Here is an 11,704-nt window from a genome sequence, read left to right as displayed (position 1 = left end):
ACACTAACTGTGCCAGGGTGAAAACCCATCAGGCGGGAAGAACGGAACGGGGAAAAGCGAATCAGCGCAGCAGGTAACCGCCGTCGACGGGCAGCATCACGCCGTTGATGTAGTCGGATGCGGCGGAGCAGAGGAACACCATGGCACCCATGAGCTCCTTGGGTTCACCCCAATGTCCGGCGGGGATGTGCTCGCGGATCTCCACGCTGCGCACCGGGTCCTCCTGCAGGGCCTTGGTCATGGGCGTGTTGATATAGCCGGGCGCCAGTCCGTTGACCTGGATGTTATGCGGCGCGAGCGCGTCGGCGTAGGCGCGGGTAAGACCCATGACGGCGTGCTTGCTGGCTGCGTACGGGTAGATGAATTTGCCGGCGCGGTAGGACTGCATGGAGCCGATGTTCACGATCTTGCCGCTCTGCTGCTTGATCATGATCTTGGCGACCTCATGCGAGAGATAGTACAGGGCGTTGAGATTGAGTTCGATCACGGCCTGCCAGTCGGAGTCGGGGAATTCGACGAGATCGTGACGACGCTGCATGCCGGCGTTGTTGATGAGCACGTCGATGCGGCCGAATTCCGCCATGGCACGGTCGACGATCTTCTTCGCCGCGCCGGGTTCGGTAATGTCCTGCAGCATGAAAACGGCCTTGCGTCCATTGGCCTCGACCGCGGCACGAGTCTCCTCCCAGCCCTTCTGGTCGTAGGACACGATGAACACGTCGGCACCGACCTTGCTGACGGCCTGCGTGTAGTACTGCCCCAGTCCGCTGGCACCTCCGGTGATGAGCACCACCTTGTCGGTCAGATCGAAGCTCTTGATGGAAAACTCGGCCATGATTCCTCTCCTTTGGGTATTGGCTACGTTGCGGGCGGCTCACGTCTGTACGATATCGGTACTTCGATAGGTTATCGATACCATCACAACATCATACTTCCTTGCTTTTGTTGTGGTGTATCGATATCCCAAAGATATACCCGACCATCGAATCATGTCAACGCGGCGTGTTGCCGCGATTTGTCGGCGTTTTCGAAAACACGTTCGCGACGCACCTGCGGAACGCATTAGACTCGCACTAGAGAACCCGTACGTCAGCAACGAAGCCACACAGAAGGAGCACCATGGCCAAGGTAACCATCGCCGATATCGCACGCGAGGCGCAGGTTTCGGTGACCACGGTCTCACGATTCATCAACGGCAACTACGGCAAGATGAGCCAGGCCACACGCACCCGCGTTCAGGAGACGATCGATCGTCTTGACTACCGGCCGAGCGCGTCCGCCCGACGTATGCGCCAGCAGTCCACGCATGTGGTGGGCGTGATCGTCGCCGATATCTCCAACGTGTTCTCATCGTTGCTGTTCAGCGGCATCTACGCTGAACTGCAGCCCGCCGGATACGACGTGATGCTGATGAACGCGAACAATTCGGCCACGCAGGAACGGGACGAGATCAACCGTCTGCTCTCACAGGAGGTCGATGGGCTGATCATCCAGCCGAACGCACGACGGTTCGCCGCATACGAACCGATCGTCTCATCGAAAACCCCACTGGTGATGGTCGATCGCGAATGCGCCGACCAGCCCGACGGCATGGCCTCGGTCGTCGCCGACAATGAGGATTCATGCCATCGGATGGGCATCGCGCTGGCCGACATGGGATACGACAACATCGTGGTGCTCAGCCGCACGCGCAGCGAGATCTCCGCGCAGGCACCGCGTGTGGCGGGATTCACCAAAGCCGCGGAGGAACGGCATGTGCTCGTGGTGCCGATCGAGGCCGATTCGCACGACGATGCCTGGCTGCAGCAGCGAATCCGCACCACGCTCGATCATCTCAACGGCCGCACCGTACTGGTGTCGCTGATGGGACCGCTGCTGTTCGATATCCTCGCCGCGTTGAAAACAATGGGGATTCGTTTCCCCGACGACGTCGGTCTGGTGAGTTTCGACGATTGGCGATGGTCGCAGTATGTGCAGGACGGCATTTACCTGCTGGAGCAGGATCCGCAGGCGCTGGGCCGCGAGGCGGCGAGGAATCTGCTCGAACAGATCGGCGCTCGGGGCGAAGACCGCACCGGCGACCCGTACACGAAGAGCCGCCGGATCATCCTGCCCGTCACCGAGGTCGAGGCGAGTTCCGTTACCGAGGGCTGACGTGCAGCGCAATCGAACGCCGCTACACCAGCCGAACGAACGCTACCCGACCGCGTTACCCCAGCCGACCGCACTTTGCCGGACCGCGCTACCACCCGACAGTGCCGCTACCCGACCGTGTTGCCGTAGATCTCGGCCTGCAGGTTCTTGCGGGCGGCCTCCTGCTTGGTGATCTCGCCAAGCAGTCGGAACTTCTCCTCCCCCTCCGGCAGCAGATTCATGCGGCGCTTCCACATGGCGATCCTGCGCATGCACGCCATATCGAGCAGACGCACGAGCAGCTCCGAGGCATACTGACGCTCGGCCTCGCTGGCCGGACGCAACGGATTCGCGGCACCGTTGGCCTGTGGGTCGATCGGACCGTCCGAGCCCGCCACACCTCCCGCGGCGGCACCGGAGCCACCCTTGTCCAGATTCGGCAGCGGCAGCGGCATCACGGCAAGCTCGTTGACCACCTGTTCGAGCATCGGTCCCGTGGCCTTCGACAGGTTGTGCAGCCACAGCCCCTGCGGCGTATCGTCCGACGGCAGTCCACCGGCGGCCTCCAACGCCTGATACAGCGACCGGAACACCGGCGTGATGAAGCTCTCCTCATCCAGCCGTGAGAACAGGTCGCGGTTCACCGCGCGCGGCACCTGAATCAGAATCCCCATGAACTGCTGTTCGCAGATGAACACCGAATCGTCCACCCGGTAGTATCCCTGCGCCAAGGCGTCCTGATGCTCGATGCGTCGACGTCGCGCCGGACTGATCGTGCCGCGATCCTCACCGTAGTCATTGCCGAACCGGTCACCGTTGCCGCCATTGCCGTACCGGTTGTTGCGCGGCGCATACGCGTCCTCGTCGCGCACATGCTGCCGACGACGGGCCGTCTGAACCTCACGGATCATCACGTCCAGATCCACGCCGATGCGACGGGCCGTCTTGCGCGCATAGATATCGACAAGGGAACGGTCGCGAATCTGCGCGATGATCGGCGCCACGGCCTTCACCGCACCCATCTGTCCGGTCGTGTACTCGATGCCGAACTGGTCGATCGCCGCGTTGATCACGAAGTCATACAGTGGCGACGCGTTCTCCACCAGCGTGCGCACGGCCTTGTCCCCCTGCTGGATACGCAGATCGCACGGATCAAGATTGTTGTCGGCCACTGCCACGAACGTCTGCGACAGGAACGCGCCGTCAAGACCGAACGCGTGCAACGCCGCCTTCTGCCCGGCCGCGTCGCCATCGAACGTGAACACCACGCGCGACGTGTGATTCCTACCCGGTCCGATCAGCTGCAATGCGCCGAGCTTGTCGTCGGAGATCAGTCGCCGCACGATCTTCGCATGCTCATTGCCGAACGCCGTGCCGCACGTCGCCACCGCCGTATCCACACCGGCCAGATGACAGGCCATCACGTCGGTATATCCCTCGACGATCACCACCTGACGCTTCTTCACAATGTTCGCCTTGGCCAGATCCAGGCCGTACAGCACATGATTCTTGTGATACAACGTGGTGTCGGGCGTATTGATGTACTTCGCCTGAATCGTGTCGTCATCGAACAGCTTGCGCGCGCCGAAACCAAGCGTACGACCCGTGGCATCGCGGATCGGCCACGTCACGCGACCGCGGAAATAGTCGTATACGCCACGCTGGCCCTGACGTGCAAGGCCGGCGTCAAGCATCTCCTGCTGTGTAAACCCCTTGGACGCGAGATGACGGACCAGATTATCCCAGCCCTGCGGCGCGTATCCGCAACCGAAGCGCTCGCAGTCGGCCTGTGAGAAATTACGACCGGCGAGCAGCTTGCGCGCGGCAAGCGCCTCCTTGCTCATGATCTGGGAGACGAAGAACTTCTGCGCGGCCTCGTTGGCCTCGAGCAGCCGGGATCGTTTGGAGCCCTGACGCTGCTGCGGCTGGTTGGAGTCGTAATGCAGTTCGATGTGGTATTTGTCGGCGAGGATCTCCACGGCGTCGGCGAATCCGACGTTTTCGGACTGCTCCACGTATTTGAACACGTCGCCGCCCAGACCGCATCCGAAGCAGTGCCACGCGCCGAGTCCGGGGCGCACGGAGAAGCTCGGCGTCTTCTCGTCGTGGAACGGGCACAGGCCCATGAATGTGCCGGAACCCGACGGCTTCAGCGTGACGTCGGCGGAGACGATGTCGTACAGGTCGGCTGCGGCTCGTACTTTCTCAATGTCTTCTTTCAGAATCAAACCCGGCATAACGCTTCAGTCTACGCGGAGGTCGGGTCGGGCTGAGTCGGCATGACCGGGTCGGCATGACCGGGTCGGCATGACCGGGTGCGACGGTCGACGTCCGATAGGCGGTCGGCATGACCACTGGACCTTCGACCATCGCACCCGATCATCGCACTAGGAATGCCGTAACGGCACTGCCGGTCGGCACAGCAGCAGACTACAGCAGCGACGCCGGATCGAGCTTGGCCAGATCCTCGGCCGGCAGCACCTCGGCGGCGTTGAGATACAGGCGCGGAATGCGGTTGCGCAGGCAGGTGAAGATCTCGTAGCTGATCGTGCCGGCGGCGCGCGCCCAGTCGTCGGCGGTGGGCTCGCCGTTCGCCTCGCCACGGCCGGGGCCGAACAGCACCACGGTGTCGCCCTCGTGGACGTTGAGCTCCTCGCACTTGCCGTGCAGGTCGATCATGAACTGGTCCATGCACACGCGGCCGGACACATGGTAGACCTTGGGGCCTTCGGACGTCATCACGCGCACCGGGCCACCGTCCTTCTGCACGTGCTTGGCACCCTGCATGTCGAATCCGGATGCGGAGCGGTGGATGCCGTCCGCGTAGCCGAGCGGCACGATCGCGGTGGACGTGTCGTCGGGGGTCAGGTAGGTGCGACCGTAGGAGATGCCGTGGCCGGCCTCCACATGCTTGACCGTGCCAAGCTGCGCCTGCAGCGTCATGGCCGGCTTGAGATCCCATGTGGAGGGGGTGCCCATGGCCGGGTCCGGCTCGTAACCGTACAGGCCGATGCCGGGGCGGGTGAGTTCGAAGTGGATCTCGGGACGGTCGAGCGTGGCCGCAGTGTTGGCGAGATGACGGATCTCGGGGGCGATGCCGGCCTTCTCCATGCGCGCGGTGAACGCGTTGAAATGCTCGATCTGACGGTCGGTGGACGCCACGAATTCGGGGACGTCGGGCGAGTCGGCCACGGCGAGGTGGCTCCACTGTCCCACGATCCGGAACACGCCCTCATGCGCGAGCTCCACGAACCGCTTGAGGGCCGCGTCGAACGTCTCCTCGGTGAAGCCGTTGCGGCCGAATCCGGAATCGACCTTCACGTGCACGAGAGCGGGCTTGCCCACCGTGCGCGCGGCCTCGGCGGCGGCCTCGATGCCGGCCATGGAGCCGATGGAGATGTCGATGTCGTTGTCGATGAGCTTGGCGAACGGCACGCTGCGGCCGTTGTACACCCAAGTGAGAATACGGCAACGGTCCGGTCCGATACCCGCCTGACGCAGCAGCAGCGCCTCATGCGACTGCGCGGTGCCGAGCCATGTGGCACCGCCGGCGAGCGCGGCGAGCGCGGCGGGGATCAGTCCATGTCCGTAGGCGTCGGCCTTGACCACGCCCATCACCGCGGTTCCGGATTCCGGCCCTCCGACCACGTCGACCAGGTGGCGCATATTGTCACGCAATGCCTTGAGATCGACGATGCACTGCGCGGGGTACTGCTCGCATGCCCGCGCATAGTTGTTCCGTCCGGTTTCCGATGAGAAAGCCCATTCGGGCGCTGCACTCAATGTCATGTGCCCTATTGTGGCCCGGCTATGCGACGGATCAGCGACGTGTGTCATTTTCCTTTGATTTTCTTGACATTCACGCCGGCTTTATCGCCGTTCGCTATCACCGCTCACTGTTGTTGCCCGCCTTCATGCGTTCGTAGCGCTCGCGGATCAGATCGTTGTAATGGTTGACGGCGTCGTTGGGCGCGCCGTCGAAGACCACACGATGTTCGTCGAGCACAAGCACGCGGTCGATGGCGTAGATCGGATCGGTCACCAGTGTCAGGTCGTGCGTGGCGAAGACGACCTGCCGATCGTAGCTGAACAGGGCACGGGCCACGTTGCGGGTGGCGGGTTCGTCGAGGCCCTTGGTCGGCTCGTCGGCCACGATGGCGGCCGGGCTGATGGCGAGCGCGCTGACGATGGCGAGCAGATGGCGTTTCTCGCTGTCGAGCGCGTCGGCCTTCTGACGGGCGTGGGCGGTCAGGCCGAAGTGGGCGAACAGTGCGCCGATGGTCTCGTTGCGCATGGCATCGGGCATCTTACGCTTCTTCAGCGGCGCGTCCAGGGCTTCCGAGATGTTCTCCGCCATGTAGTAGCTGTTGGGGATCTCCTCACGGCGCACGATGCCGATGATGTCCTTGAGCGCCTTGGCGTCGGATTTGTGCGACGGATCGTAGGCGGTGTCCTGCCCGTCGACGGGCTCGTCGTTGTCGTCGAGGATGTGCCGGACCACGCTCACGGTTCCGGATGCGGGCGTCATCGCACCGTCGATGAGCTTGAGCAGCGTGGATTTGCCGGCACCGTTGAGGCCGATCACGGCGACGCGTTTTTCGGAGATGGTCAGCGTGGTGGGTTCGAGTCCGATTCGACCGTCGTCATATACGGCTTTCGCATCGTTGAGCACGAACGACAGCGACCGTCTGCGCGTGTCGATCTCCTTGCGTGTGAACATATCCAGCAATCCCATGGGTTCCTCCTCGTCGTTCCCGTGAATCGACTCGCGGTTTCCATACTAGCCCGGCCGTGTCGGGCCGGCGGGATTGGTCCGACTCGCCGGGCGACGGTAATTCAAGAAAGCGGCGTGTCGTTATCGTGAAGATCAGTGCCCACTGTCCTATAATTTGAGATTTTTTGCTGTTTTCAGACATCCGAAACATAAACGCGCATGTTATGCCCGTATGATGTGAGAGTTTCGTAATTATGAATTATTGAATACGAGAGGGAATCATGAGCAGCAGTCTTCTGCGCAAAAAGGACGTGGCGACCATCGTCGCCGAGTCCACCCCGCTGAAACGTACGATGAAAACCTTCGACCTGACGATGCTGGGCATCGGTGCGATCATCGGCACCGGCATCTTCGTGCTCACCGGCAAGGGTGCGCTTACCGCGGGTCCGGCGCTGGCGGTGTCGTTCCTGCTGGCCGCCATCTGCTGTGGTTTCGCCGGACTGTGCTACGCCGAGTTCGCATCCATGGCCCCCGTTTCGGGATCCGCCTACTCGTACGCCTATCTGGCGTTCGGTGAACTCGTGGCGTTCATCATCGGTTGGAATCTGATTCTGGAATACGCCCTGCAGGCGGCCACCGTGTCGGCCGGATGGGCTGGATATTTCAACAAGCTGCTGGAAGGGTTCGGCCTGCATCTGCCGGTGGAGCTCACCGCCGCGTACGGCACCACGCCGGGCGTGACCACGTACTTCAACTTGCCGGGCTTCGTGATCGTGCTGATCATCACGTGGGTGCTGTCGATCGGCATCAACCAGACCAAGCGCGCTAACGACATCATGGTCATGATCAAGCTCGGCATCATCGTGCTGTTCATCATCTGCACCGTCTGGTACGTGAATCCCGCGAACTGGAAGCCGTTCTCCCCGTACGGCATCTACACGTTCCAGCCCGGTTCGACGCAGCCGTACGGCATCATTCCGGCCGCGTCGATCGTGTTCTTCAGCTTCATCGGATTCGACGCCGTCTCGTCCTCGGCCGAGGAGACCGTCAATCCGAACAAGACGCTGCCCCGCGGCATCCTGATCTCGCTGGCCATCTCCACGGTGATCTACATCGTCATGACGCTGGTGATGACCGGCGTGGTGCCGTACCAGGAGTTCGCGAAGTTCATCGACGCTCCCGTGGCCGGCGTGATCCTGGCGACCGGTCTCAACTGGCTGGCCGTGATCGTGAACCTCGGCGCACTGGTCGGTATGACCACCGTGATGCTTGTGCAGCTGTACGGCCAGTCCCGCATCTGTTATGCGATGGCCCGCGACGGCCTGTTCCCCAAGCTGTTCGGCGAGGTGCACAAGAAGTACCTGACCCCGTTCAAGGGCACCTGGTTCTTCGGCATTCTCACCGCCGTCGCCGGCGGCTTCATCAACATCAACATCCTGTTCGAGTTGGTGAACATCGGTACGCTGTCCGCGTTCATGATCGTGTCGGCCGGCGTGCTGTGGATGCGCAAGACCCAGCCGAACGCACACCGCGGATTCAAGGCGCCGGGCGTGCCGTTCACGCCGATCCTGTCCATCATCTTCTGCCTGGTGTTCATCGCCGGTCTGAACTGGGAGACCTGGGTGCGATTCGCCATCTGGCTGGCGATCGGCCTGTGCGTGTACTTCGGCTTCAGCCGCAGGAACTCCAAGCTCGGTCAGGAGGCGCAGAAGAAGGCGCGTAAGGCCATCGACGCCGCCATCGCCAACCAGCAGCGCGAAGCGGTCGCCGCGGATACGACCGCGACCGCGGCTGCAAGCGTGTCCGAGGAAGCCGCCGAGGCCAAGGCCGAGACCGTGGTCAAGGAGGCTGAGGCCAAGGAGGTCAAGTAACCGCGAATCGTACTGACTTGCGATCGCTGATCAACGGAAATGGGCTCCCCTCGAGCAACGAGGAGAGCCCATTCGCATATGTGGTGCAACGACGGCCGGGACTGGCGGTCGGCAATCGGTCACATCGATCGTCGATTCATCGATCGAGTTCGTCGGCAAGAATGGCGTCGATGGGACGGTAATGGTCATCCACCGCCCTGCGGTAGGCGTCGGCATCGCCGGCGAGCGCGGCGTCGAGCATGGCACGATGCGCTTCGGCACTGTCCCTAAGCTGTGCGGACACCTGCAGTCCAAGACTGGGCAGCACGGCCATGTGCACCATCCACAGACTGTCGGACAGCTGGCTGAGCACGGCGTTGTCGGCGTAGGCGAGCAGTCGGGAATGGAAGGCGATGTCCTCGTCGAGGAAGCTGTCGCCCTCATTGGCCCGCTGCATCATACGATCGGTGATCTCAACGAGTTCGGGCTGTTCGGTGCCCTTCAGCGCGGCGACGATCGGCTCGGCCACACCCTTGTCAAGTGAACGACGGACCTGCACCACGTTGCGCAGCTCGCTGAAGTCCTGCTTGCTGGTGGCCTTGACCATGGCGCGGAACGCCAGCGTTTCGACGAGCGGTTCCAGGGATAGGTCGCCGACGAACGTGCCCCTTCCGTGCACCACCTTGACGATGTGCAGCGCCTCGAGCTTGCGCACCGCTTCGCGGACGGAGGATCGTGATGCCTTGACCGCCTGGCACAGTTCGGTTTCGGTGGGCAGACTGTCGCCGGGCACCAGCTTGTGGTTGATGATGTACGACTTGATCGCGTCCATGGTGATATCGCAGCGGCTTGGCTGCTGGGGGGTATCCGTATCGATCGGAGAACGATCCAGATAGGACATCGACGGTACGGAAACCACGAAATCACTGACCGGCGTGGACGGCATCTACGTTCCTTCCAGAATATGCATGATCATCGGCGTCGGTACGGACGCTGATATCGGCTACGTAATTGGAGTCGTGTCCCTCCAAACCGCTCCGGGACATGGTCAACGGCAACCACGGATACTCTTTTTATAGCACGGTTCCGGCGTCGAATCAGCGTAAAGGGTCGATTCGACGCCGGGGAATCGTTGATTGCGCCAGCGGATGTCACTATGTAGTAACCGACATCCGCCGATCGATCAGATGCCCTGCCAGGACGGCTTGTTCGCGTAGACCCAGCGATAGTAGTCGGCGAGCCTGAGCTTGCCGGCCGCGGCCTCGTCCACGATGAACGTGGCGTGCGGATGCAGCTGCAGCGCCGAGGCCGGGCACATGGCCGAAACGGGTCCTTCGATGCTGGCGGCCACGGCGTCGGCCTTGTTCTCTCCGAACGCGAGCAGCACCAGATGCCGCGCCTTCATGATCGTGCCGATGCCCTGCGTGATGCAGTGCGTGGGCACCTGATTCATATCGCCGTCGAAGAAGCGGGCGTTGTCGACGCGCGTCTGCTGAGTAAGCGTCTTGATGCGCGTGCCGGATGCCAGCGAGCTGCCCGGTTCGTTGAATCCGATATGACCGTCGGTGCCCACGCCGAGGATCTGCACGTCGATGCCGCCGGCATCCTCGATGGCGCGATCGTAGTCGGCACCCGCGGTGGCGATGGTGTCCAGCAATCCGTTGGGTACATGCACATGCCTGGGATCAAGACCGAGTGGCTCCACCACGGTTCGTGTGATCACGCTCCGATAGGATTCCGGATGCTCGACCGGCAGTCCGGCGTACTCGTCGAGCGCGAATCCGCGCACGTGGGAGACGTCGAGGCCGCGGTCGCGCACTTCGAGCGCCAGATGCTCATAGGCCGTGAGCGGCGTGGAGCCGGTGGCCAGGCCGAGCACCGCGAAGGGCTTGCGTTCGATGAGATCGGCGACGGCCTTGGCATATAGTGCGCCTGCCTCATCCTGGTTCTTGACGATGATGACTTCCGCCATGGAAGATTCCTTTCAACGATCGTTGATGGTTCAGGGTTCAGATGGTTCAGTGCGTGGAGTTGGTGACGTCCTCGGGGGTGCGCACGGGTTCGAGTCCGCATTCGCGCAGCACGGCGGCCACGGCCTCCACGTTCTCGCCCTGCAGCGCCTGCACCGGGTTGGGCATCTGGTTGGTGTCGAACACGCCGAGCAATGCCATGGCGGTCTTGAATGCCCCCACACCCGCACCGAATCCGGACACGCCGGACGTGACGGTGACGATGCGCATGAGTGCGGCGAGCTTGTCCTGTTCGGCGCGCACGGTGGCCCAGTCGCCGGCCTCGTACGCCTGCCACATGCGCACGTATCCGGTGCATTCCACGTTGCCCAGACCGGGAACGCTGCCGTCGGCACCGGCCATGTACGCGCCGTCGACCACGACCTCCTGACCGGTGAGCAGGGTGAGCGGATGGCCGGCCTTGTTGTTGTCGTCCACGAGGAAGCGGAAGGCCACGTCGTCGTTCGACGAATCCTTCACGCCGGTCAGCACGCCCTCGAGTCCGAGCCGTACCAGCAGGTCGCCGGGCAGTTTGACGTGCACGCAGACGGGGATGTCGTAGGCGAACAGCGGCAGGTCCACGGCCTGATGGATCAGGCGGAAGTGGTTCTCGATCTCCGGCAGGCCGCCGAGCGCGTAGAACGGCGCGGTGGCGACGATCGCGTCGGCACCGAGTTCCTTGGCGACCTTGGCGTGTTCGATCACACGATTGGTTTCGGTGTCGATGCAGCCGACGAGCACGGGGACTCGTCCCGCCACGAATTCGATGGCGGCCTCGATGATCTCACGACGACGTTCGTCGGTGCTGAACGCGACCTCGCCGGAGGATCCGAGGAAGAACAGGCCGTTGACGCCGGCGTCGATCAGTCGGTCGATCGAGCGTTTGAAGCTGACGCGGTCGAGTTCGCGCTCGGCGGTGAGCGGGGTGACGACGGGCGGGATGACGCCGCGGAAGGTGGTGGTCATGGTTGGGTTTCCTTTGTTCTGTTGTGTTGTGC

General features: G+C 62.7%; 8 protein-coding genes and 1 pseudogene. 2 read left to right on the top strand and 7 right to left on the bottom strand.

The features are described 5' to 3' along the window. Nucleotides 1-61 precede the first annotated feature (61 nt). Nucleotides 62-835, bottom strand: coding sequence for an SDR family NAD(P)-dependent oxidoreductase (locus EP30_RS08275; RefSeq protein ID WP_140557736.1), 774 nt, complete (start codon nt 833-835; stop codon nt 62-64). A 284-nt stretch (nt 836-1,119) separates the two neighbouring features. On the opposite strand from EP30_RS08275, the gene EP30_RS08270 reads away from it, so the two are divergent. Then, nucleotides 1,120-2,154: a LacI family DNA-binding transcriptional regulator gene (locus EP30_RS08270; RefSeq protein ID WP_140557733.1), complete on the top strand. Its 1,035-nt coding sequence runs from the start codon at nt 1,120-1,122 to the stop codon at nt 2,152-2,154. A gap of 107 nt (nt 2,155-2,261) precedes the next feature. Here the strand turns inward: EP30_RS08270 and dnaG are convergent, their stop codons facing one another. From dnaG to EP30_RS08255, 3 genes are all read right to left on the bottom strand, one after another. Next, the gene (gene dnaG, locus EP30_RS08265) at nt 2,262-4,370 is read right to left on the bottom strand and encodes a DNA primase (RefSeq protein WP_140557731.1); all 2,109 of its coding nucleotides are present in this window, start codon (nt 4,368-4,370) and stop codon (nt 2,262-2,264) included. Nucleotides 4,371-4,563: 193 nt separating this feature from the next. Then, nucleotides 4,564-5,922 carry an alanine racemase gene (gene alr / locus EP30_RS08260; RefSeq protein ID WP_140557728.1) on the bottom strand — a complete coding sequence of 453 codons (1,359 nt, stop codon included), beginning with the start codon at nt 5,920-5,922 and terminating at the stop codon, nt 4,564-4,566. A gap of 97 nt (nt 5,923-6,019) precedes the next feature. Next, nucleotides 6,020-6,868: an energy-coupling factor ABC transporter ATP-binding protein gene (locus EP30_RS08255; RefSeq protein WP_140557726.1), complete on the bottom strand. Its 849-nt coding sequence runs from the start codon at nt 6,866-6,868 to the stop codon at nt 6,020-6,022. A 260-nt stretch (nt 6,869-7,128) separates the two neighbouring features. Here EP30_RS08255 and EP30_RS08250 point away from each other — a divergent pair. Beyond that, nucleotides 7,129-8,565, top strand: a pseudogene (locus EP30_RS08250) (APC family permease); the annotation flags it as partial. A gap of 289 nt (nt 8,566-8,854) precedes the next feature. On the opposite strand, the gene EP30_RS08245 reads toward EP30_RS08250, so the two are convergent. The 3 genes from EP30_RS08245 to EP30_RS08235 all read right to left on the bottom strand — a co-directional run bounded on the left by EP30_RS08245 (nt 8,855) and on the right by EP30_RS08235 (nt 11,672). Continuing rightward, on the bottom strand, nt 8,855-9,643 hold the full coding sequence (locus tag EP30_RS08245; RefSeq protein WP_258185436.1) for a FadR/GntR family transcriptional regulator: 789 nt from the start codon (nt 9,641-9,643) through the stop codon (nt 8,855-8,857). A gap of 237 nt (nt 9,644-9,880) precedes the next feature. Next, nucleotides 9,881-10,669, bottom strand: coding sequence for a glucosamine-6-phosphate deaminase (gene nagB, locus EP30_RS08240; protein ID WP_140557723.1), 789 nt, complete (start codon nt 10,667-10,669; stop codon nt 9,881-9,883). Between the two features lie 46 nt (nt 10,670-10,715). Then, on the bottom strand, nt 10,716-11,672 hold the full coding sequence (locus EP30_RS08235; protein ID WP_140557721.1) for a dihydrodipicolinate synthase family protein: 957 nt from the start codon (nt 11,670-11,672) through the stop codon (nt 10,716-10,718). Between the last annotated feature and the right edge of the window lie 32 nt (nt 11,673-11,704).

It is taken from the genome of Bifidobacterium sp. UTCIF-39, from assembly GCF_006408715.1.
Taxonomy (GTDB): Bacteria; Actinomycetota; Actinomycetes; order Actinomycetales; family Bifidobacteriaceae; genus Galliscardovia; species Galliscardovia tissieri.
Note: the sequence above shows the minus strand (reverse complement) of the source record. Positions and strands in the feature narration are given on the sequence as shown.

Bases quoted from the DNA above. Each gene is read 5' to 3' on its own strand.
- EP30_RS08275 (WP_140557736.1), bottom strand. From the start codon at position 835: ATGGCCGAGTTTTCCATCAAGAGCTTCGATCTGACCGACAAGGTGGTG.
- EP30_RS08270 (WP_140557733.1), top strand. From the start codon at position 1,120: ATGGCCAAGGTAACCATCGCCGATATCGCACGCGAGGCGCAGGTTTCG.
- dnaG (WP_140557731.1), bottom strand. From the start codon at position 4,370: ATGCCGGGTTTGATTCTGAAAGAAGACATTGAGAAAGTACGAGCCGCA.
- alr (WP_140557728.1), bottom strand. From the start codon at position 5,922: ATGACATTGAGTGCAGCGCCCGAATGGGCTTTCTCATCGGAAACCGGA.
- EP30_RS08255 (WP_140557726.1), bottom strand. From the start codon at position 6,868: ATGGGATTGCTGGATATGTTCACACGCAAGGAGATCGACACGCGCAGA.
- EP30_RS08245 (WP_258185436.1), bottom strand. From the start codon at position 9,643: ATGCCGTCCACGCCGGTCAGTGATTTCGTGGTTTCCGTACCGTCGATG.
- nagB (WP_140557723.1), bottom strand. From the start codon at position 10,669: ATGGCGGAAGTCATCATCGTCAAGAACCAGGATGAGGCAGGCGCACTA.
- EP30_RS08235 (WP_140557721.1), bottom strand. From the start codon at position 11,672: ATGACCACCACCTTCCGCGGCGTCATCCCGCCCGTCGTCACCCCGCTC.